The organism is Streptomyces zaomyceticus (genome assembly GCF_014656215.1).
Taxonomy (GTDB): Bacteria; Actinomycetota; Actinomycetes; order Streptomycetales; family Streptomycetaceae; genus Streptomyces; species Streptomyces zaomyceticus.
Genome location: NZ_BNBZ01000025.1, coordinates 25,218 through 51,730 on the forward strand (window position 1 = coordinate 25,218; position 26,513 = coordinate 51,730).

The following is a 26,513-nucleotide window of genomic DNA, read 5'->3' on the forward strand; positions in this document are numbered from 1 at the left end:
AACGAAGGGAGCGCCGCTATGGCAGCGGGAACCATCCGCTACTGGGCCGCGGCCAAGGCCGCCGCCGGTGTCGCGGAGGAGCCGTACACCGCCGAGCACCTCGCCGAGGCCCTCGACGCGGCCCGCGCGAAGCACCCGGGCGAGCTCGTCCAGGTCCTGCGCCGGTGCTCGTTCCTGGTCGACGGCGACCCCGTCGGGACCCGGAGCCATGAGACGGTACGGCTTGCCGAGGGCGGCACGGTCGAGGTGCTCCCCCCGTTCGCAGGAGGGTGAACCCCAGAGCATGAGCAACGACCAGTACTACGGCGGTCAGCAGTACGACCCGTACGCGAACGGAACCGGGAACACGAACGGGAACGCGAACGGGCAGCCGAACCAGGGCCAGCAGAGCCCCGACGTCACGCAGACGTGGGAGGGGCAGACCTGGGACACCACGTACCAGCCGGCCGTCTCGTACGAGCAGGTCCGGGCCGACCGCGCGCAGGCGCAGCAGGCGGCACAGCAGGGGTACCAGCCCCAGCCCCAGCAGCAGCCCTACGAGCCGTACGCGTCGAACCAGGCCTCCTACGAGTCGTACGGGACCCCCGCCGCGTACTACACCGAGCCGCAGCCGCAGCCGATGCAGGAACAGGCGTACGCGCAGGCCGCTCCGGCCCCGGCGTACGCGCAGGCCCCGGCTCCCGTGGAGCAGGAGCCCGTTCCGGCTCCCGCGGGTGAGGCGGGCGGCCCCGGGTGGTCCTCGCCCACCACCTCAGGGAACACCCGGATCACCGACGCCCAGCGCGCCCGCGCCGAGGGGCGCTCTCCCGTGATCGAGCCCGGGATCCAGCCCGCCGTGCTGACCGCCGTCCTCGGACTGCTGATCGCCGCCGGCGCCGCCCTCGGCACGTACGGACTCCTTCTCCCCCTCGTCCTGCTCCAGGGCCTCACCGCCGCCGGCTGGTTCCGGCTCAACGGCATGTGGCCCGCCCGGCAGGGCATCGCCCTGGCCTTCGCCGGCGGCCTCGCCGCCGACGCCGCCCTGCTCGCCACCGGCCGGGAGCACGCGGCCGCCGCGATCCTCGGCACGCTCGGCGTCTGGGTGCTGCTCTGCCTGGTCCTCCAGCTGCGCAGCCACGCCGAGCCGGACGAGCGCATGTACGGCCTGATGGCCACCGTCGCCTCGGCGGCGCTCACGGTCGTCGCCACCGGCCTCCTCGGTGCCGAGCCCGACGCGGTGGTCGTGGGCGGGATCGCGGTCGCCGCCGCCGTCGTCGCCCGGGCGCTGCCGCTGCCGGGACCCGTCTCGCTGCTCGCCGCGCTGCTCGCCTCCGCGGGCGCCGGGATCGCGGCCGGCGGCCTCACCGACCTGGGCACCTCCGGGGCGCTGCTCGGCCTCGGCGCCGGGGTGTGCGCGCTGATCGGCCTGCGGGTGGCCAGCTACGACTACCCGTCCCGCTTCGTGCACATGACGGCCGGCGTCGCCCTGCCGCTGACGGCGGCCGCGCCCGCCGTCTACCTGCTGGGCCGGGCCCTGGTCTGACCCTGACCGGACCCCGATCCGGCATCCCGCGGGAACCAACCGGCCCCCCGACACGTCGATCTTCGTGTCGGGGGGCCGGACGCATATCCATTTCCATCGGGGGGACACGCAGCCCATGCGAGCACTACGGATTCTGTTGATCGTGGCCGTCGTGCTGGGCGGGGTCCTGGTGGGGATCGACCGGCTGGCCGTGGCGTACGCCGAGTCGGAGGCGGCCGGCCGGGTGAAGCTCTCCTCGGCGAGGAGCGAGGCCATCGAGGTCGACATCAAGGGCTTCCCCTTCCTGACCCAGGTGGTGGACAAGCGGTTCGACGAGGTCGACGTCAAGGCGACCGGCGTCACCGCGACGGCGGGCGACAAGCGCATCCGGGTCGGCGAGCTGACCGTGGCGCTGCGGGACGTGACCGTGACCGGCGACTGGGCGGGCGCGAAGGCGGGTTCCGCGAGCGGTACGGCCCTGATCTCGTACGCGGATCTCACCGCCGCGTCCGACCGGGAGGCCACCGTCGCCTACGGCGGCAACGGCAAGGTGAAGGTGACCGGCGGAGTGACGGTCATGGGCCGCACCCTGACCCGTACGGTGCTCTCGACGGTGACCGTGGTGAACGGTGACACGATCCGGGTGCGCGCCGACGAGGTGCCCGGCGAGGGCATCCCGGGCATCGAGGAACTGGTCCGCGAGCGCACCGACTTCGAGCGGCCGATCGGTGTGATCGCCGGGATGAAGGTCGAGAAGGTCGAGCCGCGGCCGGACGGTCTGGCGGTCACCGTGGCCGGCAAGGACGTCGTCCTGGGCGGCTGACGGCCTCCGCGCGCAGCCGAGAACCCCTCAGCACGTACCCGTTGGTCACATGCTGAGACGCTGCTGTCCGATCCGTAGAAACACTGGCGGACGCCTCGTTCCCGAGGCGCCCGGAGCCTCCTCGTACGGTGATCGCGTCTCGCATCTCGGACGATCGCGTCTCAAAATACGACACGCCGGTGACACGGCCGCCTGTCCGTCCCTACGATCGTGGGCATGAAGCGACAGGCGGATCTCACGAAGCGGCGGGCAGTAGACCTGTGCCGCGTCGCCGCCATGCTCTGTCGCTCCGTCTGAGCGGGACTCACCACTCCCGTATTCCTCAGGCCCTCCGACGAGGTCAGGGCCGCCCTGTGCAGAGCCGTACGCACGTCCGTTCAGCACGTTCCGCATGCCCGTGACGACGCGTACGCAGCCACACCCGCACCACACCGCCGCACACTGCCCCGGAGGAGAACAACATGGCTCGCAGCGACGTACTGGTCGACGCGGACTGGGTCGAGGCCAACCTCGACAACCCGCAGGTCGCCATCGTCGAGGTCGACGAGGACACCTCGGCCTACGAGAAGAACCACATCCGCAACGCCATCCGTATCGACTGGACCCAGGACCTGCAGGACCCGGTCCGCCGCGACTTCATCGACCAGGAGGGCTTCGAGAAGCTCCTCTCGGCCAAGGGCATCGCGAACGACACCACGGTCGTCCTCTACGGCGGCAACAACAACTGGTTCGCCTCCTACGCCTACTGGTACTTCAAGCTCTACGGCCACCAGGACGTGAAGCTCCTCGACGGCGGCCGCAAGAAGTGGGAGCTCGACTCCCGCGACCTGGTCGACGGCTCCGCCGTGCCGGCCCGCCCGGCCACCGAGTACAAGGCCCAGGCCCAGGACTCCTCGATCCGCGCCTTCCGCGACGACGTCGTGGCCGCGATCGGCGCCCAGAACCTGGTCGACGTCCGCTCGCCCGACGAGTTCTCCGGCAAGCTCCTCGCCCCGGCGCACCTCCCGCAGGAGCAGTCGCAGCGCCCCGGCCACGTGCCGAGCGCCCGCAACATCCCGTGGTCGAAGAACGCCAACGACGACGGCACCTTCAAGTCGGACGACGAGCTCAAGGCCCTCTACGAGGACGAGCAGGTCGATCTGGCGAAGGACACCATCGCCTACTGCCGCATCGGTGAGCGCTCCGCGCTGACCTGGTTCGTGCTGCACGAGCTGCTCGAGGTCACCAACGTCAAGAACTACGACGGCTCGTGGACCGAGTACGGCTCCCTCGTCGGCGTGCCGATCGAGCTCGGCGCCAACAAGTAACTTCCCGGATCCTCCCCTCCTCCGGACCCCTCGACCGTAAGGACAGAACGACATGTGTGGAGCGCAGCCCGGCGGCCCCGACGCCTCGACGATCAAGCCCGGTGAGACCACCATCCAGGGCTTCGTGACCAAGGACGGCCAGCCCGTCACCGGTTACGTCCGCCTCCTGGACTCGACCGGCGAGTTCACGGCCGAGGTCCCGACCTCCGCCACCGGCCAGTTCCGTTTCTACGCGGCCGAGGGCACCTGGACCGTCCGCGCCCTGGTTCCGGGCGGCACCGCCGACCGTCAGGTCGTGGCGCAGCACGGTGGCCTGGCAGAGGTCGCCATCGCGGTCTGACCCGCGACACCGAACCGGCCGAAGGGCCGTGCCTCCTGGGGGGTTGGACGCCATTTCCAGGACTTGAGGCACGGCCCTTCGGTCGTACCCTGAAGGTGTGTACGCACGACGTCGGCACGTCTACTTCTGGCTGATGGGCGCCTGCCTGCTCCTCTTCGTGGGCGCCTGGGCCGTCGTGCGGCTGTTCTCGATGCCGGTGGCCGTCGGCATGTGCGTGGTGGCCATGGTCATCCCCCCGGTCGCCGCGATGGTCGCGAACCGGAGGGGCCCCGAGGACCGCTGGTGGGACGACCCCTCGGGGGACCCGAAGTCGGACGAGTGGTGGGACGAGCTGGACGGCAAGAAGCGCCGGAGCTAGCGGGCCCGGCCGGTCCGCCTACCCGCCGGGTGCTCCGTGCTCCCTGCCGTCAGTAGACGAGCGCCTGCGTCCCGTCGGTCATGGCCTCCTGGACGAAGAGCTGGGCGCCGGCGATGCGGAAGCCCTCCAGGAGGTCCTTCTCCTCGATGTCACGGCGGGCGGCGCACTGGGTGCAGACCGTGATGCGGCCGCCTGCCGCCAGGATCGAGTCGATCAGGTCCGGCAGCGGCGCGGCGTGCGGGAGCTCGAATGCGGCCGCGCGGCCCGGCAGCGCGAACCACGAGGACTCACCGGTCAGCCAGAGCGACACCTCGACACCGCTGGCGGCGGCGACGGCGGCCACGGTGAAGGCCTGCGAGCAGCGTTCGGGGGCGTCGGCCCCCGCGGTCACCTTGAGCACGAGCTTGTTCGGCATATGCCGAACTGTAATCTGCCGCACCACAACCCCCTGTGCGCCTCATGTGTCTCGTGGGTGCGCGGATGACGGAATCCGCGCTTCAGGTCTCGTGGGGGGCTCTTGAGCGTCGAAGAAAGTATCCAAAATCCGGAAACGGCGCCGCCGCCGGAACCGGAGTCCGGGGCGGAAACCGCCCCTCCGGTCGCCCCGGAGGGCGAGCCGAAGGCTGTGACCCCGGCCACACCAGCCGTACCGGTCACAGTGCCGACCGCGTCGGAAGCCAAGCCGGAAGCACCGGAAGCCGTGCCGGAAGCCGTGTCGGCCGCCGCCGTGCCGGACCCGACGTCCGACCCGCAGCCGGAGCCCGCCGTACGGCCCCGCCGCCGCGTTCTCCGTACGGTCGGGCTGATCGCCGTCGCCGCCGTCCTCGGCCTCGTCGGCGGCACCGCCGTCGGCTATCGCATCCAGGCGGACCGCGAGCCCACCCCGCTGCCCGCCCTCAACCAGCCCGGCCTCGCGTACCCGGCGAAGCCGCTCCCGAAGGGCGAGGAGCCGGAGCCTCTGCCGGCCGCGGAGGACCACCAGCTGAAGGCGGAGGGCGACCTGCGGAAGCTGCTGCTGCCGAGGCCGGCGGGCGCGCGGGCCAAGGGCACGGACGGCTGGCAGTCGCTGTCCCAGTACGTCGACGGCTACACCCGGCCCGATGGCGCTCTGGAGACCCAGCTCGACCTGGGGATCCGGCGGATCGCGACGCGCGAGTGGCGCGTGGGCGCGTACAAGACGGTCGAGATCAACCTCGTGCAGTACCGCTCCGGCTCTGCGATCGGCGCCTGGGAGTACGTGAGGGACCAGCAGCGGATCGCCATGGGCGAGGCCCACGCCGGCTCTCTCGGGGAGCCGGTGAAGGGCTCTCCGGACGGCCGCTACTACGTCTATCCCGTGAAGCGCGAGGCGGGGTACATGGACTCCTACCTGGCCCGCGCCTACATCCAGCACGGCGACATCGCGATCACGATCCTGATGTCCGACACACGGAAGATCTCCGGGAGCGAGATCCGTTCCCTGGCCGAGCGACAGCTGGGGCGCCTGTGAGCGAGAAGTCCGGGAGCCGCACCCGCCGGATCCTGAAGAACGTGCTGAGCTCCGTGCTCGTGCTCGGCGCCGTGGGCGGCGGTGTCGCGTACACCGCCGTCACCGTCGACCGCGCCGACCGGACCGCCCCCACCGAGGCCTGGGCGAAGCCCTCCGTGACCGCGACCCCCGAGGACCCGGCCGCCGGCATCGCCCGGGGCCGGGCCTCGACCCCCCTGAGCAAGCTCCTCCTGCCGGTGCCGGAGGGGTACGTGCTCGGCGCGGACGTCAAGGGGTACGGCAACGACGGCGAGGTGCCCGCCCGCCAGGCGGCGGCCCTGCTCAAGCAGACGGGCGAGGGCTTCTATGGCAAGAAGCGCCGCGCGTACGAGAAGGAGGTCGACCGGCTCGGCGTCCAGGGCATGGCGATGCGCTCGTACGCCACGCAGGACAGCACCCTCCAGGCGGAGGTGGTCGTCCTGCGGATGAAGGACAAGAAGAAGGTCCGCGAGTTCTTCGGGGTCCGCAAGGAGCTGTTCGAGGTCCTGGAACTGCGCAAGGGCCCGAAGATCAAGGAGTACGCGAGGAACGCCGCCTGCTACCTGGGGCCCGAGCCCGTGAAGCCGGAGCGGTCCGACGACATCGACCGGACTCCCGACCTCCAGGACCTGATCTGCTTCGCGTACGAGGGCGAGGTCATGGTCACCGTCACGGCGTTCGGTGCGCCGCCCTTCGACCAGAAGGCCGTGGCCACCCTCCTGGAGAAGCAGCTCCGCCACATCGAATCCCCGGGGGAGTACGTATGACCGTGACCGAGCAGCCGACCGAGCAGCCGACGGGGCCGGAGACGACCACCGCCGGGCCGGAGACGACGGCCACCGGGCCGACGGCCGACGCCGTCGAGTCCACGGCCGCGGCCGCCGAACCCGCGGTCGCCGATCCCGCCCCCCGTCGCCCCCGCCGTGTCCTGTGGGCCGTCGCCCGCTGGACCGCCGCCGTCGTCGTGTGCGGTGGTGTGGGCGCGGGCGCCGCCATGGGGATCACCGCGCTCGACCGGAACGACGTACCCGGTCTGGCGACCGAGAGCGACGGACGCTGGGACTACCCGGAGCTCCGGCTGCCCGCCCTCCCGGTGGACCGGCCCCGCCCCTTCACCGACGGCAACGAGGGCGAGATCCACTACGCCGACCTGCGCGAACTGCTGCTGCCCGCGCCGGCCGGCGCGACGCCCGACCCGAAGCTGAAGGGCGGGTTCGTGTCCACGGACGCGTACCTCTCGCTCTACGCGAAGGAGTCCCGCGGCGAGCTGAAGGAGCACCTGGCCGACTCCACCCTGCGGCACATCGCCGCCCGGGGCTGGACGACTCCGGACGGCACCCGCACCAGCATCCATCTGCTCCGGTTCAGCTCCGTGGCGTACGCGGAGGCGTTCAAGGACGTGTCGCTGCAGGCGGCCGCCGCGGACGGCCCGAAGGCACTGCCGGACGGGGTGGAGGGCGTCGTCATGGAGAACTTCGCCGACGACATCGACGTGGCGGACACGAGCCTGTACGCCTACGCGGAGAAGAAGCCGTACGGCCCCGAGCGGGTCCGCTGGGCCTACATCCAGGCCGGCGACACCCTCGCGCTGATCACCCAGGCCGGTGAGGGAGAGGCGCCCGTCGTGCCGTTCCAGCAGACCGTCACGCTGCAGAACCAGCTGCTCGGCTAGCCGCCGCGGCCCCGCAGCGCGCGAGACCCACCTCACCGAGTGGGCCGGGCCCCCGCCCACTAAGCTGGGGTCCGGCCCGTTCCGCCTTCACCGCTCAGTCGAGGAGCACCCTGTGATCATCTTCTTCGAAATCCTCCTGGTCCTGGTCGCCGTCGGCGTGATCGCCTTCGCCGGTCTGGCCGTGAAGAAGCTGTACCAGGGCCAGCGCTAACCACTTCTAGAGAACGCCAGAGCTGCTCATGATCGAGATCCCGTCCGACCTCAATCCGGACCTCGTCCCCCTCGCGTTCCTGCTCGGTACGTGGGAGGGCGCGGGTGTCTCCGACTTCCCCGGCGCCGAGAAGTGCAACTTCGGCCAGTCCGTGACGTTCAGTCACGACGGCCGTGACTTCCTCGAGTACACCTCCCACTCCTGGGTCCTGGACAACGAGGGCAACAAGGTCCGTCCGCTGGAGAGCGAGAGCGGCTACTGGCGCATCGACAAGGACCGCAAGGTCGAGATCGTCATGGTCCGCGACCAGGGCATCGTCGAGATCTGGTACGGCGAGCTCGCCGACCAGAAGCCGCAGATCGACCTGGCGACGGACGCCGTCGCCCGGACCGCGGCCTCGGGCCCGTACACCGGCGGCAAGCGCCTCTACGGCTACGTCAAGAGCGACCTCATGTGGGTGGGCGAGAAGGCGACCCCCGAGGTCCCGCTGCGGCCGTACATGTCGGCGCACCTGAAGAAGGTCGTGACGCCGGAGGAGGTCGCGGAGATGGCCCGCAACCTGCCCGACATGCCGGACGACGGCATCGCGTTCTTCAAGTAGGGGCGGACGCCGCGTCGGAGGGCCCGTCGGTTTCTACCGACGGGCCCTCCGACGTTCCCTGTCGGCCCCGCTGTCCGAGGCAGGCAGAACGTCGCTACGGACGATCACTCGGCGTCGAACTGGGCGATGTGAAATCGCGTGAATGTGCTAATTTCGGTCCGTATGTCGACGAGCTCAGTCATTGGGGCTCGGTGATCGGAGCGGCCGGTTACCGTCGTGATTCCGGGGGAGTCGTGTGTGCCCTGCCGTCGCCCGCATGGGTACATGGAGTGATCTGGAGGGGTGCTGAAGCGTCGGCGTGGTCACAGGGCCCGGCTCCGTCTCACCCCTGCTCAAGCTCTGGGAGCTGAGGATCAGGGCCATGCGGCCCGTGCGTTGTGGAATCTCGTGCATGACTGGTGGACGATGATTCCCCGTGAGGGCCGTAGCCTTGCCGCCGCTGATGCGGCGATCCGGCAGGGCCGTAAGGATCTTCCATGGCTTGCGGTTCTCCCTGCTCAGGCAGCGCAGGCTGTGCTGAAGACATACTTTCAGGCGTGGAAGAACTGTTGGGAGGGCCGGGCCGAGGCCCCGGCTTTCAAGTCCCGTTTCCGTTCCCGCATGGCCATCGACATCCCGCAGGGGCGCGATCTCCAGATCGTGCGTCTGAACCGACGATGGGGGCGTATGTGGGTGCCGAAGATCGGCTATGCGTTGTTCCGCTGGACCAGGGACCTACCTGTGGGCAGACGCGCCGACAGTGAAAACCGGATCACCGGAGCCCGGCTCGTGAAGGAGCCGGACGGTTGGCACGTCGTCTTCCGTGTCCAGCGCGAAGTGCCCGAACCGGCCGCGCACACCGGCCCGACCGTGGGTGTCGACCGGGGCATCGCCAAACCCCTCGCACTGTCCGACGGCACCTTCCGGGAACACGGCCCCTGGCTCACCAAGGGTGAGACGAAGCGGCTGAACCGACTGGAGAAGACCAGGGAGCGACGACGCCGGGCTCGCCCGTCCGGCGAGAGGAACTCGCGTCGGCTGACGCACACACATGATCAGATCGCTCTGCTCCGCGCGACAGCCAAGCGCCGAGCAGTCGACTGGCAGCACAAGACCACCACCGGTATCACCGAGGCCTTCTCGCGCATCGGGGTGGAAGACCTGGCCATTGGCCACATGGTCAGGTCCGCCAAGGGAACTGTGGCCGACCCCGGTGTCAATGTCAGCCAGAAGGCGGGGCTCAACCGGGCGATCACCGCGGAGGCCTGGGGGCGCACGGTGACCATGCTGGAGTACAAGGCCGCCGAGCGCGGCGGCTCCGTGGTCAAGGTGCCTGCCCCGTACACGTCCCTTCGCTGTTCTGCCTGCGGCCGCATCACCCCGGGCAGCCGGGAGACGCAGGCCCGCTTTCTGTGCAAGAGCCCCGCATGCGGATTCGAGGCCCACGCGGACACCAATGCGGGACGCAATATCGATCACGCCGCCGGGCAGGCGGTGTCAGGACGTGGAGACCTTGGGGGCACCCGGTCTGTGAAGCGTCAACCACCACTCGGGCCGCACGCGGCCTGAGTAAGGAGTCCGCCCCGCACACGGGCGGAGGATGCCAAACTGGGGGCGTGGTGAGTACCGACTGGAAAAGCGACCTGCGGCAGCGCGGCTATCGGCTGACGCCGCAGCGTCAGCTTGTCCTGGAGGCGGTCGACGCCCTGGAGCACGCGACGCCCGACGACATCCTCGTCGAGGTCCGCAGGACCGCGTCCGGGGTGAACATCTCCACCGTCTACCGGACCCTGGAGCTCCTGGAGGAGCTCGGGCTGGTGAGCCACGCCCATCTGGGGCACGGGGCTCCGACGTATCACCTCGCCGACCGGCACCACCATCTGCACCTGGTCTGCCGGGACTGCTCCGGGGTGATCGAGGCGGACGTCGAGGTGGCCGCCGAGTTCACCGGGAAACTCCGTGAGACCTTCGGGTTCGACACGGACATGAAGCACTTCGCCATCTTCGGGCGCTGCGAGGACTGCGCGAAGAAGGCCGCGGACCAGGCGGCCGCGCACGCCGCGGAGAAGACGGCCGACGACCGCGCCCGGAAGGACACCGCCGCCGAGTCGTAGGCTTTTCCCTATGAAGAGCCCTCTGCTGTCCCTGCCCGGCGCCGTCGCCGCCGAAGGCCGCGACGAAGGTGTCGCCGCGCACTACGGCGACCTGTTCCGTGAGCAGCGCGCCCTCGCCGGCGGACACGGTTTCGTCGACCTCTCGCACCGCGGTGTCGTCGCCGTCACCGGTGACGACCGGCTGAGCTGGCTGCACCTGCTCGTCACCCAGCACATGACCGACCTGCCGCCCGGGCGGGCCACCGAGGCGCTCATCCTCTCCGCGAACGGGCACATCGAGCACGCCCTGTACCTCGTCGACGACGGCGAGACGGTGTGGGCGCACGTCGAGCCGGGGACGCGGGAGGAACTCGTCGCGTACCTGGAGTCGATGAAGTTCTTCTACCGGGTCGAGGTCGCCGACCGCACCGACGACATCGCCGTCGTCCACCTCCCGGCCGGTTCCATCGCAGAGGTGCCCGAGGGCGCCGCCGTACGGGAGACCCCGCACGGCCGCGACCTCTTCCTGCCGCGCGCCGACCTGGAGTCCTTCGCGGCCTCGCACGGGCCGGCCGCCGGGATCCTCGCGTACGAGGCACTGCGCGTCGAGGCCCACCGGCCCCGGCTCGGCTTCGAGACCGACCATCGCACGATCCCGCACGAGGTCGGTCTCATCGGCAGCGCCGTCCACCTCCAGAAGGGCTGCTACCGGGGGCAGGAGACCGTCGCCCGGGTGCAGAACCTGGGGAAGCCGCCGCGGCGCCTGGTCTTCCTGCACCTGGACGGCAGCGAGGTGCTGCTGCCCGGGCACGGCACCCCGATCCGTCTCGCGGCGGACGGCGAGGAGGGCCGGCAGCTCGGTTTCGTGACGAGCGCCGTCCGCCACCACGAGCTGGGGCCGATCGCCCTCGCCCTGGTGAAGCGGAACGTGCCGGTGGACGCCCCGCTGGTCGCCGGGACGACGGCCGCCGCCCAGGAGACCGTCGTCGAGCCGTAGACCGTAGGCCTTGAGCCGTGACCGTCGGAAGCCCGACGGGCACGGCCCCGGGCCGTCGGGCCGTCGTTCGGCCGTCGGTCAGACGTCGATCAGCACCGTGAACGGGCCGTGATTCGTGAGCGAGACGCGCATGTCCGCTCCGAACCGGCCCGTCTCCACGTGCGCGCCCAGTTCCCGCAGCCGGCGCACGACCTCGTCGACGAGGGGTTCCGCGACGGGGCCGGGCGCCGCCGCGTTCCAGGTGGGCCGGCGGCCCTTGCGGGCGTCTCCGTAGAGCGTGAACTGAGAGATGACGAGCAGCGGCGCGTTCACGTCCGAGCACGACTTCTCGTCGTCCAGTACCCGGACGGACCAGAGCTTTCTGGCCAATTGGGCGGCCTTCTCCGGGGTGTCGTCATGGGTCACCCCGACCAGCACGCACAAACCCTCGCCGGTGATCTCACCGACGGTCTCCCCTGCGACGACGACACTCGCGCCGTCGACCCTCTGCACCACTGCACGCATGCGTCCCAACCTACCGAGCGGCCGCCGGTCCGACGGATGAGGGGCCGAACGGGTGCAGAGCGCCTGCACGCGTGCGGGCAGGAGTGGCACCATGCGTGTCAGGCGGTGCGGCTCCGCACCGGTCGAGGGGACGATTCTCATGAGTGCACCTGGCACCGGGCCGACGCCGTCCGGCCCCGTACCGCTGATCCGCGCCGGAACCCGGGGCGGTGGACCGGGCGGAGCCCCGGCCTCGCGACCACCCGTGCAGCGAACCGCCGAGCCCGCCCTGCCGGACCGGGCACAGCCGGAGCTCGGGGCGCTGCGGCTGCCGGAGCTGCGGGCGCTGCGCCGGGAGGCACAGAGCGACGAGGCGGACCTGAGTTACCTCCGGCGGATGCTCCAGGGCCGGATCGACATCCTGCGGGCCGAGCTGGCGCGTCGTACGGATCCGGAATCCCCGGTCCTCGACCGGCTCTCCGAGATCCTCGCCGACGTGCCGTCCCGGCACCGGACCTCGGCCCGGCACGTGACGCTGTCGACGCCGCGCAGCGAGGAGTACCGGCGGCTCGCGACCGAGATGCTGTCGGAGGTCGAGCTGTCGGACCTGACGGCCCGGACGGACGACGAGCTGCACACCGGGATGGGGCGGCTCGCGGGGTACGAGCAGCAGATCTCGCGGCGCCGGCAGTCCCTCCAGCGGACCGCCGACGACTGCAGCGCGGAGATCGCCCGACGCTACCGGGAGGGCGAGGCGCAGGTCGACGACCTGCTGGCGTGAGGCACGGCGGGGCCCGGGCCGCTCTTCCGGGCCCGGGGAAACTCGGGTGCGGGCCGGTCGGGGCCCTGCGTAGGGTCGAGGGATGACTGTCGACGTACGCACGGTGACGGAGTCCGAGTTCCCCGACTGGCAGCGTGCCCTGCGCACCGGCTTCCTCCTGCCGCCGGTCGTGACGGACGGGGAGGTCGCCGACCGGCTGGCGAACGTCGACCTCGCGCGGACCCTCGGGGCCTTCGACGGGGACCGGCTCGTCGCCACCTTCCGGTCCTTCCGGCAGGAGGTCAGCACGGTCGGCGGCGGCAGCCTCACCGCCGACGCGATCACCCAGGTCACCGTCTCCCCGACGCACCGCAGGCGCGGACTGCTCAGCCGGATGATGACCGCCGACCTGGCCGTCGCGAAGGAGCGGGGCGACGCGATCGCCACCCTGATCGCCGCCGAGTACCCGATCTACGGGCGGTTCGGTTTCGGTGCGGCGAGCTGGGCCGCCGAGTGGAGCGTGGACGTCCGCCGGACCGGACTCGATCCGCGCCGTTCGGGCCGCCCGGAGGACGGCGGCCGGATCGACCTCTCCGACGCCGAGGAGATCCGCAAGGTCGGGCCGGAGGTGCATCGCCGGCTCGGTGGTGTCCGCGCCGGGGTCACCCACCGCTCTCCGCGCGACTGGGCGGTCGGCACCGGTCTCGGTGAGCGGAGCGAGCCGTGGAAGGAGCCGTTCTACGCGCTGTACCGCGCGGAGTCCGGCGATGTCGAGGGGTTCGTGGCCTACACGTCCGACGACAAGTGGGACGACGCCAAGCAGCCGATGAACACGGCGACCGTGCGGGACCTGATCGCCTTCACCCCCGCCGCCGAGCACGCCCTGTGGCACTACGTCTGCTCCGTGGACTGGATCAGCACCGTCCGCTCCGGCTACCGGGCGCCCGACGACACGCTGCCGCTGCTCCTGCCGGACCCGCGCGCCGCGAAGATGCTGACGCACGTGGACATGCTGTGGGTCCGGGTCCTGGACGTCGTCCGGGTCCTGGAGGGCCGGACGTATCCGGTCGCGGACGGTCTGGTGCTCGATCTGCGGGACGGGGACGGGCTCGCCGGCGGGCGCTACCGTCTCGACGCCTCCCCGGACGGCGTCTCCTGTGCCCGTACGACGGAGTCCGCCGATCTCGCCTTCGACATCGCCGAGTTGAGCACGCTCGCCTTCGGTGACGAGTCGGCGGTGCGGCTCTCCCGGCTCGGGCGCGTCGAGGAGCTCACGGCGGGCGCGGCCGCCCGCGCGGACCTGCTGTTCCGTACGCCGCTGCGGCCCTTCTCGCCCGACATCTTCTGAGGTTCCCCGTCAGCGGGTGCGGAGCCGGAACAGGAAGCCCGACGCGGCGACCGCCAGGGTCAGCAGGCCCGCGCACCAACCCAGCGCGATCCACGGCGAGTTCCCCACGGGCTGGTCGAGGAGCAGGCCGCGCAGCGACTCGATCAGCGGGGTCACCGGCTGGTGCTCGGCGAAGCCGTGCAGCCAGCTCGGCATGGTGTCGATCGGCACGAACGCGCTGCTCGGGTACGGCAGGAACATCATGAAGAAGGTGACCGCGCCGGCCGCCTCCGCCGTTCGGGTGAGCAGGCCGACGGCCGCCGCCAGCCAGGACACGGCGGTGACGTAGGCGAGCAGCAGTCCGATCGCGGCGAGCCAGCCGCCCGGTGTGGCGGCGGGGCGGAAGCCGATGAGGAAGGCGACGCCGAGGACGAGGGTGGTGGAGAGCGTGTTGCGGGTGACGGAGGCGGCGACGTGCCCGGCGAGGAACGGTGTTCCGCCGATGTCGAGGGTGCGGAAGCGGTCGACGACCCCGAGTCTCATGTCCTCGCTGACGGAGACGGCGGTGCCCGCCGCGCCGAAGCCGGCGCAGAGGACGATCACGCCGGGGACGACGTAGGTGACGTATCCGGTGCCGGTCTCGATGGCTCCGCCGAAGAAGTAGACGAAGACCAGCATCAGCATGATCGGCATCATCATCGAGGTGATGACGGCGTCGAGGTTGCGGCGGCTGAGGCGGATTCCGCGCCCGGCGAGGGTGCCCGCGGCGGTGAGTCCGCCCGTGAGGACGTCAGACATGGCTGGGCTCCTTGTCGGCGGTGAGGGTCAGGAAGACGTCGTCGAGGGTGGCGGTGTGCAGGGTGAAGCGGGCGATGTCCCGGCGCTCGGGGTCGAGTGCGTCGAGGAGTTCGCGTACGTGGGCGGCGCTGCCGTCGGTGGGGATGCCGAGCGTGTGCGTCTCGGGGTCGGGGCCCGCCCCGGGCTCCGCGCGGGTGTGGAGCCGCAGGTAGCTCTCCCGGTCGTACGCGACGACGTCGAGGCGGTGGCCCGCGTACCGGTCCTTGAGTTCGTCGGGGGTGCCCTCGGCGAGGGTGCGGCCCGCGCCGAGGACCGCGATCCGGTCGGCGAGCCGGTCGGCCTCCTCCAGGTACTGGGTGGTGAGGAAGACCGTCGTGCCGCCGGCGGAGAGTTCGCGGACCACCTGCCAGAGTTCCTGCCGGCTGCGCGGGTCGAGCCCGGTGGTCGGTTCGTCGAGGAACATGACCTCGGTCGCGCCGGGGTCGCGGACGAGGCCGGCGGCGAGGTCGAGGCGGCGGCGCATTCCGCCGGAGTAGGTCTTCGTGAGGCGGTCGCCGGCCTCCGTGAGGCCGAAGCGTTCGAGGAGTTCGGCGGCGCGGCGGGTGGCTGCGGGGCGGGAGAGGCCGGAGAGCCTGGCCGCCGTCCACAGGTTCTCGGTGCCGGTCTGGGCCTCGTCGACGGCGGCGAACTGTCCGGTGAGGCTGATCGCGCGGCGGACCCGGGAGCGTGCGGTGACGACGTCGTGCCCGGCCACGCGCGCGTGGCCGGCGTCGGGGGTGGTGAGGGTGGCGAGGATGCGGACCGTGGTGGTCTTTCCGGCGCCGTTGGGGCCGAGGAGGGCGAAGACGGTGCCGGGTGCGACGTGGAGGTCGAGGGCGTCGAGGACGCGGACGTCTCCGTAGGTCTTGGTGAGGCCGGTGGCTTCGATGGCCGGAGGCATGGGTGTGCTCCCTGGGCTAGGGGGTCGCCGGTCGTGCGGACGGGCGCCCGTCGGCGTACTGCGTATGCCATACGCGTTACTGTGTAAGGGTTACGCATTACTAGGATGGGCGTCAAGCGTGCGAGGTGGCCGGGAGGCGGCGGGTTGTGACGAACGGCGAGGGACATGCGGGCGGCAGCGGCGGTGGAGGCGCCGGCGCGGCGGGCGACGGCGGTGGCGCGGCGGGCAGCGGCGATGGCGCGGCGGGCGGTGGCGGGAGTTTTCTGCCGCCGGGCATCGAGGCGGCCTGGGGGCTGCGGGAACGGCCCTCGAAGGGCCCCAAGCCCGGTCTGACCCTGGACCGGATCGTCGACGCGGCCGTCTCCCTCGCCTCGGCCGAGGGCCTCGGCGCCGTCTCCATGGGGCGGGTCGCCAAGGAGCTCGGCGTCTCGACGATGTCGCTCTACCGGTACGTCTCCGCCAAGAGCGAGCTGTACATCCTCATGCAGGAGGCCGCGACGGGCGCCCCGCCCGAGCTCTTCCCGCCCGGCACCGGCTGGCGCGAGGCGCTGGAGGCCTGGGCCTGGGCGCTGCGCGAGATCTACCACCGCAACCTCTGGATGCTGCGGCTCCCCGTCTCCGGCCCGCCCGCGACACCGCATCTGGTCGCCTGGTGGGAGAAGGCCCTCGTCGCCCTGGAGGGCACCGGCCTCGACGCGGGCGGCAAGATCTCGGTGGCCCTGCTGGTCGGCGGGTTCGTCCGGAGCGACGCCCTGGTCATGGCCGATCTCGCCGCCGTCATCGCGGCGGGTGACGCGAGCCCCGAGGAGGTCCTCGCCCGCTACGCCAGGACCCTGCGACGGCTCGCCGACCCGGAGAGGTATCCGGAGGTGGCGCGCGTGCTGGCCTCGGGCGCGATGGACGTCGCCGACGAACCCGAGACGGAGTTCCGCTTCGGTCTCGACCGGATCCTGGACGGGGTCTCCGTGCTGGTGGAAGGGCGTGCCTCATGACCCCGGACCGCGGTGCCGCCGTCCCCGGACTGCGCGAACGGAAGAAGGAGCGCACCCGGCAGGCCCTGTCGGACGCGGCCGTCGCGCTCTTCCTGGAGCGGGGCTTCGACTCCGTCTCGGTCGCGGAGGTCGCCGCCGCCGCCGAGGTCTCCAAGCCGACCCTCTTCCGGTACTTCCCGGCCAAGGAGGACCTCGTCCTCCACCGGTTCGCCGATCACGAGGACGAGTCGGCGCGGGTGGTGGCCGAGGGGCGCCGGGCCGGTACGGCCCCGCTCGACGCGCTGTACGCGCATCTGCTCGACGGCCTCGCCCGGCGCGATCCGGTCACCGGGCTCTGTGACCACCCGTCGGTCCTGTCGTACCTCCGGCTCCTGTACGGCACGCCGGCCCTGGTCGGTCGCCTCCACGCGTACCGGGTGAGGTCGGAGGAGGCTCTCGCGGACGCGCTGGCCGCCGGCCCCGAGGGAGCGGGTGACCCGCTTCTCGCGCGGCTCGCGGCCGGGCAGGTCGTGACGGTGCTGCGGGTCCTCGCGGAGGAGAACACGGGCCGGATCGCCGGCGGGGAGACGGCCGACGAGGTGGCGGAGGGCGCGGTGGAGGCGGCGGGTCTCGCGTTCCGGGCGCTGCGGGAGGGGCTCCCGTACTGAGCGCCGTACGCCGCTCTTGTAGACAGGTAAAAAATGTAACCCAGTAACGTTTTCGGTTAGGCTTGCCGGAATGACGTCACTGGACCTTGAGCTCGCCCGCGAACGCTCCCACCACGACGCCTGCCGCGCCGCCCTGATCCGTATGACCGAGGACGTCGCCGAACAGGTCGTCACCGGCGAGGACACCGCCGCGTCCGGCGCCGACGCCGAGGCGCTCGGCCGGCACCTGCGCAGCCGCGCCAAGGAGATGAGGGAACAGCCGCCGGGCCCCCTGTTCTTCGGGCGCCTCGACCTCGACGACGGGCAGACCCACCACATCGGCCGCCGCCGGATCGGCGAGGACCCCGCCGCCCCGCCGCTCGTCGTCGACTGGCGGGCCCCCGTCTCCCGCGCCTACTACCAGGCGGGCGCCCACGATCCGCAGGGCGTTCTGCGGCGCCGCCGCTTCGGCTGGGCCCCGTACAGCGAGGGCGCCCCGGAGGACCTCACCGCCCTGGAGGACGAACAGCTCACGGCCGGCGGGACGGTGACGGTCAGTGCCCTTCTCGCCGGGGAGATCGAGCGGCCCCGGGTGGGCCCGATGCGGGACATCGCCGCCACCATCCAGCCCGAGCAGGACGACCTCGTCCGCTCCGACCCGGCCGCCTCCCTCTGTGTGCAGGGCGCGCCCGGCACCGGCAAGACCGCCGTGGGCCTGCACCGGGCCGCATACCTGCTCTACACCCATCCGCAGCGGATCCGCCGCTCCGGCCTCCTCGTCCTCGGCCCCCACCGGGCCTTCCTCTCCTACATCGCCGAGGTGCTGCCCTCGCTCGGCGAGACCGGTGTCCGTCAGGCCACCCTCGACGAGGAGATCGCCCGCCATCCGGTCCGCGCCGAGGACGGCGGGGCGGCGGCCCGGGTCAAGCACGACGCCAGGATGGCGGAGGTGCTGCACCGCGCGCTGTACGGCAGGGTCGACCCCGCCCCGGCGGACGACCTCGCCGTCCCGGACGGCTCGTCCCACTGGCGGTTGCCGGCCGCCGGGCTCGCCGAGATCGTCGCGGACGTACGGGCGGAGGCACCGCCCTACGCGACGGGCCGCGAGCGGGTCCGCGCCCGGATCGTCCGGGCCCTCCAGCTCCGCGCCGAACGCCGCTGGGGCCCCATGGGCGCCGCCTGGGCGCGCCGGATCGAGCGGGCCCGGGCGCTGACCGCGTTCCTCGACGCGTGCTGGCCGAGGACGACCCCCGAGGAGGTGCTCGCGGGCTTCCTCGCGGACCCCGCCGATCCGGCCCTCACCGGGGCCGAGCGGGCGGCGATCCGCTGGGAACGGCCGCCGCGTTCCTTCCGCTCGGCGCGCTGGACCGCCGCCGACCTCGTCCTCCTCGACGAACTGGCGGGCCTGATCGAGCGTCCCGAGAGCTACGGCCATGTCGTCGTCGACGAGGCCCAGGACCTCTCGCCCATGGAGTGCCGGGCGATCGCCCGCCGCACCGCGTTCGGTTCGCTCACCGTCCTCGGCGACCTGGCCCAGGGCACCACCCCGTGGGCGGCCCGCGACTGGGACACGCAACTGGCCCATCTGGGCAAGGCAGGAGCGCCCGTGGTGCCCCTCACCCTCGGCTACCGGGTCCCCGCCGCGATCGTGGACCTCGCCAACCGGCTCCTTCCGCACCTGGGCGCGGACGTCCCGGCGGGCCGCTCGGTCCGCAAGGACGGCGAGGTGACGTTCCGCCGGGGGACGGACCTCCTCGCCGTCACGCGTGAGGCCGTACGCGAGGCGCTCACGGCGGAGGGCTCCGTGGGCGTGATCACCGCCGACGGCCTTGTCGGCGCGGTGGAGCAGGCGGTACGTGAGGGCGGCGAGACGGAGGAGCGGGTGACCGTGCTGCCCGCGAGCGTCGTCAAGGGCCTGGAGTTCGACCATGTCGTCGTGGTCGAACCGGCCGCGATCGTCGCGGCCGAGGCACGCGGACCCAACCGCCTGTACGTGGCGCTCACCCGTGCCGTGTCCCGGTTGACGCTGGTGCACGCGGCGGAGCTTCCGGAGTGGCTGGGGGTGCGGGGGCCGGATCGCTCGACCGCCCGTACAGCGCCGTGAGTTCCGCGCCGATCCGGGTGAGGGCGGCGCGCGCCTCGGGCGGGTCGAGGAGTTCCACGCGGGCACCGAGACCGGCAAGGCGGGCGGCGATCACCTCGGGGGAGGGGCCGTCGGCCTCGAAGGGCGTCCAGCCGTCCCCGGCGCGCTCCCCGTACCGTATCCGCCCGCCGATCACGCCCTCCAGGACCGGCTCCGTGCCGGGGGCGGCCCGGCCTCTCACCGTCGCGGCGACCATCCGGACCTCCATGCGGGCGGCCAGCGCGCGCCAGGCGGTGGGCAGATCGAAGCCGTCGGGCCGTACGGCCGGGGCGCCGGTCTCCGTCACGGAGGTGACCCGGTCGATCCGGAAGGTCCGCAGCCCGTCCTGAGTGTCCGCGACGAGGTAGCGGACCCCGGCCTTCGTGGCGATCCCGAGCGGCTGGACGGTCCGTTCGCGCACCTCCCGGCCGGGGCGGGCGTAGCCGATCCTGACCTCCCGGGCCTCGACCACCGCCCGCTGGAGCGGGCCGAGCCGGGCCTCCTCCGCCGTCTCCGTACCCGCCCAGTCGGTGCCGTCGGAGACCCCCGCGCGGGCTGCCGCCTCGGCGCCCTCGCGCAGGGGCGGGGGCAGGGCCCGTACGAGCTTCCGCAGGGCGGTCCTGGTCCGGGGGCTCGCGCCGGTGTCCGGCCCGGTCAGCAGGAACAGCGCGCGGATCTCGGGGGCGGTGAGGCCGGTCAGATCGGTACGGGCTCCGCCGACCAGGGACCAGCCGCCGCCCTGGCCCGCCTGGGAGTAGACCGGGACCCCGGCGCTCGCGAGCGCTTCGAGGTCCCGGCGGGCGGTCCGTTCGGACACGTCCAGTTCCGCGGCGAGTTCGGCGGCGGTGACCCGCTGCCGGGTCTGCAGGAAGAGCAGGGCGGCGACGAGTCGGTCGGCTCTCATGGAGCCATTGTCGCCGGGACCTTCGCACCCTCGGGCGCCACCGGCTCGGGCCGGGTGCCCGGGCGGGCGGCCGGGCGGCGCAGGACGGTGAAGGCGATGGCCAGGGCGACGAGGAGGAGACCGGCGCCGACGGCGAAGGCCAGGTGGTAGCCGCCGGTCAGGGCCTCCGCGGCGGGCCGGCCGGCCGCGGTGAGGGACTCGGTGCGGGTGGCGGCCAGGGTGGAGAGGACCGCGATGCCGAGGGCCATGCCGATCTGCTGGGTGGTGTTGAAGAGACCGGAGGCCAGGCCCGCGTCCTTCTCCTCGGCGCCGGACATGGCGAGCGAGGTGAGGGCGGGGAGCGCCAGGCCGAACCCGGCGGCGAGCAGCATCACCGGGAGCAGATCGGTGAGGTAGGAGGCGTGGACGGGGACGCGGGTCAGCAGACCGAGGACGCCGAGGAGCAGGACGAGGCCGGTGAGGAGGATGTTCCGCTCGCCGAAGCGGGCGATGAGGGGGGCCGAGACGGTGAGCGAGACGGCGCCGATCACGGCGGCGGCGGGCAGCATTGCGAGGCCGGTCTCGGCGGCGCCGTATCCGAGGACCTTCTGCAGGTAGAGCGCGACGAGGATCTGGAAGGAGAAGAGCGCGGCGACCATCAGCATCTGGACGGCGTTGGCGCCGGAGACGCTGCGCGAGCGGAGGATCCGCAGCGGCATGAGCGGGTTCTCGGCCTTCGCCTGACGGACGAGGAATCCGGCGAGCAGGGCGATCGCGAGCGCGCCGAGGCCGAGGGTGTGCGCCGAACCGGCCCCGTACTCCTCGATCTTGACGACCGCGTAGATCCCGGTCATCAGTCCGCCGGTGACGAGCAGCGCGCCGAGGACGTCGGCGCCGGCCCCGAGCCCGAGGCCCCGGTCGGCGGGGAGGGCGCGGAGGGCCACGAGGAGGGTGGCGAGGCCGATGGGCAGGTTGATGAAGAAGATCCAGTTCCAGGCGAGGGCGTCGGTGAGCACACCGCCCAGGACCTGACCGAGGGAGGCGCCCGCGGCGCCGGTGAAGCTGAACACGGCGATGGCGCGGGCGCGTTCTCTCGGCACGGTGAAGAGCGTGACGAGGATGCCGAGGCCGACGGCGGAGGACATCGCGCTGCCGACGCCCTGCAGGAAGCGGGCGGCGATGAGGACGCCGGGGGAGGTGGCGACACCGGCGAGGAGGGAGGCGGCGGTGAAGATCCCGGTGCCCGCGAGGAACATCCGCTTGCGGCCGATCAGGTCGCCGAGGCGGCCGGCGAGGAGGAGGAGCGAGCCGAAGGCGATCAGGTAGGCGTTGACGACCCAGCTGAGGCCGACGGGGGTGAAGCCGAGGTCGCTCTGGATGGCGGGCATCGCCACGGTGACGATGCTGCCGTCGAGGATCGTCATCAGCATGCCGGTGGCGAGGACGCCGAGGGCGAGCCGACGGGAGGGGGTGCGGGGGGAGGGGGCGGTGCGGGGGGAGAGGGGCACGGGGATCACTCCTGTTCGGTGGAGCCGACAGGAGAGACGTTAGCAGAAGGTTTTGTTGCAGACTATTTTTTACGGAACGGGTTTTGGGGTGGGGGAGTGGGCGTGCGGGCGTGAGGGGGACCGGGTGGGGGAGCGGGCGGGGTCCGGGCCGGCTCAGCCGCGCTGGCGTGCCCGGCGGGCGGGCCTCGGGCTCTCGACGGGGGTCTTCAGATGGCCGGTGACCAGCCGGTTCAGGGCGCGCAGCAGCACGGTGCGCTCGTCGTCGGGGAGAGAGGCGAGGGCACTCTCGTGCACACCGTCGACGATCTCCTGGCTCCGGTGGGCGACCTCGGCCCCCGCCTCGGTCACGGCGATGATCCGCGCGCGCCGGTCGGTGCTCGACGGCCGGCGCTCGGCGAGTCCGGCCTTCTCCAGGGCGTCGACGGTGACGACCATGGTCGTCTTGTCCATGTCCCCGATCTCCGCGAGCTGCGCCTGGGTGCGCTCCTCCTCCAGGGCGTGGACCAGGACGCAGTGCATCCGGGGGGTGAGGCCGATCGCGTCGAGCGCGGCGGACATCCGGGTGCGCAGGACGTGGCTGGTGTGGTCGAGGAGGTAGGAGAGGTCGGGCTCGGTGCGGGTGGGTGCCATGGCGGTCATGTCTGCCAGGGTACGAGATTCGATCCGTGGCGGATTATCGGGAAGAGGACGAGTGGGGTCCGCTCCGGCGGCCGGGGGCGGGGGGTCGGGGCGGAGTGTTCGGGTCGGCGACGGAGACGCCGGGGTTGTCGCGGGCGCGCCGGGTCGCGACGGAGACGCCGGGGTTGCCGCGGGCGCGCCGGGTCACGATGGAGGCATGACAGACCCCTCCCCGCTGCTCTTCCTGGACGTGGACGGCCCGCTGATCCCCTTCGGGGCGGCGGACGGCCGGGCGTACCCGACATACCCGCCGACGCCGCCCTCGTCCGTGAGCCCGCTCCTCGCGCGGCTCGACCCCGCGCACGGGCCACGGCTCGCGGCCCTGCCGTACGAACTGGTGTGGGCGACGACCTGGGAGGAGGACGCGAACGCCTGGGTCGCCCCGCGCCTCGGACTGCCCGTCGCGCCGGTCCTTCCCTGGCCTCCCGGGGACGGGCCCGCTCCCGTGCCCGGACTCCACTGGAAGACACCGGAACTGGTGGCGTGGGCGGCCGGGCGGCCGTTCGCCTGGGTGGACGACGAGATCGGCACGGCCGACCGCGCCTGGGTCGCCGCCCATCACCCCGGCCCGGCGCTGCTCCACCGGGTGGACCCCGGCCGCGGGCTCACCGAGGCGGACTACGAACGGCTCGCGGCCTGGGCGGCGTGACGGGGCCACCGGCGGGAACCGCGAGCGGATCCGCGAGGGCCGGCTCGCCCTAGGCGCCGCGCGCCCCGTCGATCCGCTCCCGCAGGAGGTCCGCGTGGCCGTTGTGGCGGGCGTACTCCTCGATCATGTGGACCAGGACCCAGCGGAGCGAGACCGTGCCGCGCCAGGCGTCGTGGCCCGAGACGTCGAGGTCGGGGGCCTCGGCGGCGAAGCGCTCGGCGAAGTCGACCGCCTCCCGCCAGGCCTTCCAGGCGGCGGCGACGGACGCGGGATCGGCCGAGGCGCCGTCGAAGTCGCCGTCCGGGTCCTCGGCGGAGGACCAGAGCGGGCCGGCGTCGTCCTGCCCGGCGAGCACGGCCCCGAACCAGCGGCGTTCCACATCGGTGAGGTGCCGGACGAGGCCGAGCAGCGAGAGGGTGGACGGTTCGACGGCCCGCCGGGCGATCGAGGCCGCTCCCTCGGCCCCGTCCAGGCCCGCGCACTTCAGGACCAGGGTCGTCCGCTGGTCCGCCAGGAACCCGGCGAGCATCGCCCGCTCGTCGCCGGTCGAGGGGCCGGAGAAGCGCCGCGGTGAGGCGCTGCCCGTCTCGTCGAGGACGTCCCCGCGCCGCCGGGGGCTCACCACGACTGCTCACCGCCCGTGCGGACGGGGTGGTGGACACTCTTCCCGGCGTGCGGCGCCATGTGACACCGAATGTACTCAACTGGCATGAGGAACCTCCCTGTTGACCGTGGCCATCACAGGGTGGCACGGCGAAGGTCGCCAGGGAGGCTCGGCCGGACGGGGGAGGGCTACGCGGACCGGAACCGCGGACCACCGGGGCTACGCGGACCGGGACCGCGGACCGGGGCTACGCGGACCGGGGCTGGGTGAACCGGAGCATGTTGCCGGCCGGGTCGCGGAAGGCGCAGTCGCGGACGCCGTACGGCTGGTCCACCGGCTCCTGGAGGACCTCGCCGCCGGCCGCCCGGACCTGCTCGAAGGTGGCGTCGACGTCCTCGGTGGAGAAGATCACGCCGCGCAGCATGCCCTTCGCGAGCAGCTCGGCCACGGCCTGGCGGTCGGCGGGGGAGGCGTTGGGGTCGGCGAGCGGCGGTTCGAGGACGATCTCCACGTCCGGCTGCGCGGGCGAACCGACGGTCACCCAGCGCATCCCCTCGAAACCGACGTCGTTGCGGACCTCCAGGCCGAGGGCGTCGCGGTAGAAGGCGAGCGCCTTGTCGTGGTCGTCGACGGCGATGAAGCACTGCGAGAGCTTGACGTTCATGCGATCGACGCTAAGGCCGGGTGCCGGATTCCGCTTCTCCGATCCTGACCGCTTGGGGGCGCGGCGACACGACCGCCGGGGGATTCCGGTCGGGCCCCGGGTCAGCTCTTCCGGACCGGCCGGGTGCGGACCTTGGCGACGCACGCGGGGATCGCGGCGCCGTCCTCGTGGCGACGGGCCCGGTAGGAGGACGGCGTCTCGCCGACGAGCTCGGTGAAGCGGGAGCTGAACGACCCGAGCGAGGTGCACCCGACGGCGAAGCAGACGTCCGTCACGCTCAGATCACCCCGCCGGAGCAGTGCCTTGGCCCGTTCGACGCGACGGGTCATGAGGTAGCTGTACGGGGTCTCGCCGAAGGCGGCGCGGAAACTGCGGGCGAAGTGCCCGGTCGACATGAGGGCCACCCCGGCCAGGGCGGGAACGTCGAGGGGAAGCGCGTAGTCGCGATCCATCACGTCCCGCGCACGACGCAGCCGCACCAGGTCCTCCAACGTCACGCCCCCAGCATGGCACGGGCCGGTCACCGGGGCGCGGGGCCGGAGCGGCGGGAGGGGAGGGGAGGGGAGGGATGGGGCGAGGGTGCGGCAACTCCCGATTCCGGGGAGCGGCTACGGGGCGATGTCGGCGTGAACCCCGCGCAGCAGCAGCCGACGCCTGAGGAACTCCATCTCCGGCAGGGTCCCCACCAGGCCGTCGCGGCTCAGCTCCGCGGCGAGCTCACGAGCCTGCGACAACGAGGCCGCCGAGAAGACCTCCCGAAGGACCTTCAGAGTGGGCACGAGACGGGGAACCGGACCGACCAGCCGGAGCCTGGCGGGTCCGTGCGCTGCGAGGAGGGCCTCCCGGACGTCGTCCGGCGCCGGTTCCGGACCGGACTGTTCGCACAGGTAGATGCCGCAGGTCCCGCAGGAGAACTCCGAGTCCCACCACAACGCGTCGTGAAGGATGAACTGGTTCACCCGTCGCGTCGCTGTGCTGCCGCACTCGCACCGCGAGGGGATCTTCGCCGTTCGACCCGTCACTCCGACTCCCCCGTGATCCCCTCAGCAGACAGATCCTCGCCGCAGAAGACGCAGACGAAGTCCTGCTCCCGCACGATGCTGAGCTCCCGGCACGAGCGGCATCGGCGGAAGACCACCTCGTGCGTGAACCCGGACGGGCGATGGATCCCGATCCGGTCCAGGGCCTCGGCCACGGCCGGCCACGAGCCGATGTCCGGGCAGTAGCCGGTCGACTGGTTGGTGACCTCGTCGACCACCCACCGTCCGGACTCCTCGCGGAAGCTCATCTCGCCGGCGCTCAGCACGTCTCCGCCGCCCGCGCACACCACGTGCTCGCTGCGGCGCGGAGCCAGTCGCAGCACCCCGCCGTCATCGACGACGAATGTGAAGGGCTCGGCCAGCTCTTTCGAGGTCAGCGCGGTGACCCACGTACTGAAGTCCGCGGACGAGCGGATGCTCCGGCCCTCACTGCCCGCCTGGACGAACGCCTTCAGCTCCGCCGGACCTACGTACCGATAGCTCTGCCCCCGCGCCCCCACGCACGCCAATCTATGGGCTCGCGCGGCCGGAACCCAGGGGATTACGGGCTCCGCGCCGCGCCCGCGTGCTGCTGCAAGCGGGTGCTTGCAATAGTTAGCAAAGGCTGGCATGGTCGGGGCATGGCATCGCTCAACGTCGGCAATCTCGGCGAGTACCTCCGCGAGCAGCGGAGGACCGCGCAGTTGTCCCTGCGGCAGCTCGCCGACGCCGCCGGGGTGTCGAACCCGTATCTGAGTCAGATCGAGCGCGGGCTGCGGAAGCCCAGCGCCGAGGTGTTGCAGCAGGTCGCCAAGGCCCTGCGGATCTCCGCCGAGACGCTCTACGTACGGGCCGGGATTCTCGACGAGAAGGCGCAGGACGAGCTCGAGACGCGGGCCGTCGTCCTCGCCGATCCCTCGATCAACGAGCGGCAGAAGCAGGTGCTGCTCCAGATCTACGACTCCTTCCGCAAGGAGAACGCCGCCGAAGCCGCGGCCGCGGCCGCCGAGGCCACGGCCCCCCGGCCCGCCGGCGCGCCCGATGCCGAAGAACCCCTGACCCCCTGACCCT

At 72.3% G+C, this 26,513-nt stretch carries 33 protein-coding genes; 21 read left to right on the forward strand and 12 right to left on the reverse strand.

Annotation, left to right across the window (positions count from 1 at the left end; translation table 11 throughout):
* Positions 1-18: 18 nt before the first annotated feature.
* From IE311_RS27055 to IE311_RS27080, 7 genes are all read left to right on the forward strand, one after another.
* Entirely contained in the window at positions 19-273 is a 255-nt protein-coding gene (locus IE311_RS27055) for a MoaD/ThiS family protein (RefSeq protein WP_189834445.1), read from the forward strand.
* Positions 274-283: 10 nt separating this feature from the next.
* Complete coding sequence (locus IE311_RS27060; protein WP_189834446.1) at positions 284-1,522, forward strand: hypothetical protein; 1,239 nt, start codon at positions 284-286, stop codon at positions 1,520-1,522.
* 115 nt (positions 1,523-1,637) lie between these two features.
* Positions 1,638-2,324, forward strand: a complete 687-nt coding sequence (locus IE311_RS27065; protein WP_189834447.1) for an LmeA family phospholipid-binding protein — start codon at positions 1,638-1,640, stop codon at positions 2,322-2,324.
* A gap of 216 nt (positions 2,325-2,540) precedes the next feature.
* The gene (locus IE311_RS37375; RefSeq protein ID WP_350497993.1) at positions 2,541-2,621 is read left to right on the forward strand and encodes a putative leader peptide; all 81 of its coding nucleotides are present in this window, start codon (positions 2,541-2,543) and stop codon (positions 2,619-2,621) included.
* 164 nt (positions 2,622-2,785) lie between these two features.
* Positions 2,786-3,631 carry a sulfurtransferase gene (locus IE311_RS27070; RefSeq protein WP_189834448.1) on the forward strand — a complete coding sequence of 282 codons (846 nt, stop codon included), beginning with the start codon at positions 2,786-2,788 and terminating at the stop codon, positions 3,629-3,631.
* A gap of 52 nt (positions 3,632-3,683) precedes the next feature.
* Entirely contained in the window at positions 3,684-3,971 is a 288-nt protein-coding gene (locus IE311_RS27075) for a DUF1416 domain-containing protein (protein ID WP_015035121.1), read from the forward strand.
* Positions 3,972-4,068: 97 nt separating this feature from the next.
* Positions 4,069-4,329 carry a DUF3099 domain-containing protein gene (locus tag IE311_RS27080; protein ID WP_189834449.1) on the forward strand — a complete coding sequence of 87 codons (261 nt, stop codon included), beginning with the start codon at positions 4,069-4,071 and terminating at the stop codon, positions 4,327-4,329.
* A gap of 49 nt (positions 4,330-4,378) precedes the next feature.
* On the opposite strand, the gene IE311_RS27085 is transcribed toward IE311_RS27080, so the two are convergent.
* Positions 4,379-4,744 (reverse strand): DsrE family protein, encoded by a 366-nt coding sequence (locus IE311_RS27085; protein ID WP_189834450.1) that lies wholly within the window; start codon positions 4,742-4,744, stop codon positions 4,379-4,381.
* 285 nt (positions 4,745-5,029) lie between these two features.
* Here IE311_RS27085 and IE311_RS27090 point away from each other — a divergent pair, with 285 nt between their 5' ends.
* From IE311_RS27090 to ygfZ, 7 genes are all read left to right on the forward strand, one after another.
* Positions 5,030-5,818: a hypothetical protein gene (locus tag IE311_RS27090; RefSeq protein WP_229902192.1), complete on the forward strand. Its 789-nt coding sequence runs from the start codon at positions 5,030-5,032 to the stop codon at positions 5,816-5,818.
* Positions 5,815-6,603, forward strand: a complete 789-nt coding sequence (locus IE311_RS27095; protein WP_189834451.1) for a hypothetical protein — start codon at positions 5,815-5,817, stop codon at positions 6,601-6,603. Before IE311_RS27090 ends, IE311_RS27095 begins: the two co-directional genes overlap by 4 nt.
* A complete protein-coding gene (locus tag IE311_RS27100; RefSeq protein ID WP_229902193.1) occupies positions 6,600-7,508 on the forward strand; it encodes a hypothetical protein in 909 nt (302 codons plus the stop codon). The genes IE311_RS27095 and IE311_RS27100 overlap by 4 nt, the downstream gene beginning before the upstream one ends.
* A gap of 239 nt (positions 7,509-7,747) precedes the next feature.
* Positions 7,748-8,320, forward strand: a complete 573-nt coding sequence (locus tag IE311_RS27105; protein ID WP_189834452.1) for a heme-binding beta-barrel domain-containing protein — start codon at positions 7,748-7,750, stop codon at positions 8,318-8,320.
* A 282-nt stretch (positions 8,321-8,602) separates the two neighbouring features.
* On the forward strand, positions 8,603-9,868 hold the full coding sequence (locus IE311_RS27110; protein WP_308439829.1) for an RNA-guided endonuclease InsQ/TnpB family protein: 1,266 nt from the start codon (positions 8,603-8,605) through the stop codon (positions 9,866-9,868).
* 47 nt (positions 9,869-9,915) lie between these two features.
* Positions 9,916-10,413: a Fur family transcriptional regulator gene (locus tag IE311_RS27115; RefSeq protein ID WP_189834453.1), complete on the forward strand. Its 498-nt coding sequence runs from the start codon at positions 9,916-9,918 to the stop codon at positions 10,411-10,413.
* A gap of 10 nt (positions 10,414-10,423) precedes the next feature.
* On the forward strand, positions 10,424-11,389 hold the full coding sequence (gene ygfZ, locus IE311_RS27120) for a CAF17-like 4Fe-4S cluster assembly/insertion protein YgfZ (protein ID WP_189834454.1): 966 nt from the start codon (positions 10,424-10,426) through the stop codon (positions 11,387-11,389).
* A gap of 78 nt (positions 11,390-11,467) precedes the next feature.
* On the opposite strand, the gene dtd is transcribed toward ygfZ, so the two are convergent.
* Positions 11,468-11,893, reverse strand: coding sequence for a D-aminoacyl-tRNA deacylase (dtd, locus tag IE311_RS27125; protein ID WP_189834455.1), 426 nt, complete (start codon positions 11,891-11,893; stop codon positions 11,468-11,470).
* 139 nt (positions 11,894-12,032) lie between these two features.
* Here dtd and IE311_RS27130 point away from each other — a divergent pair, with 139 nt between their 5' ends.
* A complete protein-coding gene (locus tag IE311_RS27130; RefSeq protein WP_189834456.1) occupies positions 12,033-12,653 on the forward strand; it encodes an RsiG family protein in 621 nt (206 codons plus the stop codon).
* Between the two features lie 82 nt (positions 12,654-12,735).
* Positions 12,736-13,980 carry a GNAT family N-acetyltransferase gene (locus IE311_RS27135; RefSeq protein ID WP_189834457.1) on the forward strand — a complete coding sequence of 415 codons (1,245 nt, stop codon included), beginning with the start codon at positions 12,736-12,738 and terminating at the stop codon, positions 13,978-13,980.
* 9 nt (positions 13,981-13,989) lie between these two features.
* Here the strand turns inward: IE311_RS27135 and IE311_RS27140 are convergent, their stop codons facing one another.
* Positions 13,990-14,757 carry an ABC transporter permease gene (locus IE311_RS27140; protein WP_189834458.1) on the reverse strand — a complete coding sequence of 256 codons (768 nt, stop codon included), beginning with the start codon at positions 14,755-14,757 and terminating at the stop codon, positions 13,990-13,992.
* Positions 14,750-15,697: an ATP-binding cassette domain-containing protein gene (locus tag IE311_RS27145; RefSeq protein ID WP_189834459.1), complete on the reverse strand. Its 948-nt coding sequence runs from the start codon at positions 15,695-15,697 to the stop codon at positions 14,750-14,752. The genes IE311_RS27140 and IE311_RS27145 overlap by 8 nt, the downstream gene beginning before the upstream one ends.
* A 263-nt stretch (positions 15,698-15,960) precedes the next feature.
* On the opposite strand from IE311_RS27145, the gene IE311_RS27150 reads away from it, so the two are divergent.
* The 3 genes from IE311_RS27150 (at position 15,961) to IE311_RS27160 (ending at position 19,419) form a co-directional block, all read left to right on the forward strand.
* The gene (locus tag IE311_RS27150) at positions 15,961-16,689 is read left to right on the forward strand and encodes a TetR/AcrR family transcriptional regulator (RefSeq protein WP_229902197.1); all 729 of its coding nucleotides are present in this window, start codon (positions 15,961-15,963) and stop codon (positions 16,687-16,689) included.
* Positions 16,686-17,336: a TetR/AcrR family transcriptional regulator gene (locus tag IE311_RS27155; RefSeq protein ID WP_189834461.1), complete on the forward strand. Its 651-nt coding sequence runs from the start codon at positions 16,686-16,688 to the stop codon at positions 17,334-17,336. The genes IE311_RS27150 and IE311_RS27155 overlap by 4 nt, the downstream gene beginning before the upstream one ends.
* 70 nt (positions 17,337-17,406) lie before the next feature.
* Positions 17,407-19,419 (forward strand): HelD family protein, encoded by a 2,013-nt coding sequence (locus tag IE311_RS27160; RefSeq protein ID WP_189834462.1) that lies wholly within the window; start codon positions 17,407-17,409, stop codon positions 19,417-19,419.
* On the opposite strand, the gene IE311_RS27165 is transcribed toward IE311_RS27160, so the two are convergent.
* The 3 genes from IE311_RS27165 to IE311_RS27175 all read right to left on the reverse strand — a co-directional run bounded on the left by IE311_RS27165 (position 19,316) and on the right by IE311_RS27175 (position 22,467).
* On the reverse strand, positions 19,316-20,341 hold the full coding sequence (locus IE311_RS27165) for a helix-turn-helix transcriptional regulator (RefSeq protein WP_189834463.1): 1,026 nt from the start codon (positions 20,339-20,341) through the stop codon (positions 19,316-19,318). The genes IE311_RS27160 and IE311_RS27165 overlap by 104 nt on opposite strands.
* Positions 20,338-21,750, reverse strand: a complete 1,413-nt coding sequence (locus tag IE311_RS27170) for an MFS transporter (protein ID WP_229902198.1) — start codon at positions 21,748-21,750, stop codon at positions 20,338-20,340. The genes IE311_RS27165 and IE311_RS27170 overlap by 4 nt, the downstream gene beginning before the upstream one ends.
* 231 nt (positions 21,751-21,981) lie before the next feature.
* Entirely contained in the window at positions 21,982-22,467 is a 486-nt protein-coding gene (locus tag IE311_RS27175) for a MarR family winged helix-turn-helix transcriptional regulator (protein WP_189834464.1), read from the reverse strand.
* Positions 22,468-22,663: 196 nt separating this feature from the next.
* Between IE311_RS27175 and IE311_RS27180 the strand changes: the two genes are divergently transcribed.
* Positions 22,664-23,155, forward strand: a complete 492-nt coding sequence (locus tag IE311_RS27180; RefSeq protein ID WP_189834465.1) for an HAD domain-containing protein — start codon at positions 22,664-22,666, stop codon at positions 23,153-23,155.
* 49 nt (positions 23,156-23,204) lie between these two features.
* Here IE311_RS27180 and IE311_RS27185 read toward each other — a convergent pair whose 3' ends face one another.
* The 5 genes from IE311_RS27185 to IE311_RS27205 all read right to left on the reverse strand — a co-directional run bounded on the left by IE311_RS27185 (position 23,205) and on the right by IE311_RS27205 (position 25,963).
* On the reverse strand, positions 23,205-23,780 hold the full coding sequence (locus tag IE311_RS27185) for a DinB family protein (protein WP_373313987.1): 576 nt from the start codon (positions 23,778-23,780) through the stop codon (positions 23,205-23,207).
* Between the two features lie 226 nt (positions 23,781-24,006).
* Positions 24,007-24,423: a VOC family protein gene (locus tag IE311_RS27190; protein WP_189834466.1), complete on the reverse strand. Its 417-nt coding sequence runs from the start codon at positions 24,421-24,423 to the stop codon at positions 24,007-24,009.
* A 101-nt stretch (positions 24,424-24,524) separates the two neighbouring features.
* On the reverse strand, positions 24,525-24,920 hold the full coding sequence (locus tag IE311_RS27195; RefSeq protein ID WP_189834467.1) for a helix-turn-helix transcriptional regulator: 396 nt from the start codon (positions 24,918-24,920) through the stop codon (positions 24,525-24,527).
* Between the two features lie 111 nt (positions 24,921-25,031).
* Entirely contained in the window at positions 25,032-25,382 is a 351-nt protein-coding gene (locus IE311_RS27200) for a hypothetical protein (protein ID WP_189834468.1), read from the reverse strand.
* Positions 25,383-25,441: 59 nt separating this feature from the next.
* Positions 25,442-25,963: a hypothetical protein gene (locus IE311_RS27205; protein ID WP_189834469.1), complete on the reverse strand. Its 522-nt coding sequence runs from the start codon at positions 25,961-25,963 to the stop codon at positions 25,442-25,444.
* A gap of 120 nt (positions 25,964-26,083) precedes the next feature.
* Here IE311_RS27205 and IE311_RS27210 point away from each other — a divergent pair, with 120 nt between their 5' ends.
* Complete coding sequence (locus tag IE311_RS27210; RefSeq protein WP_189834470.1) at positions 26,084-26,509, forward strand: helix-turn-helix domain-containing protein; 426 nt, start codon at positions 26,084-26,086, stop codon at positions 26,507-26,509.
* Positions 26,510-26,513: the final 4 nt, after the last annotated feature.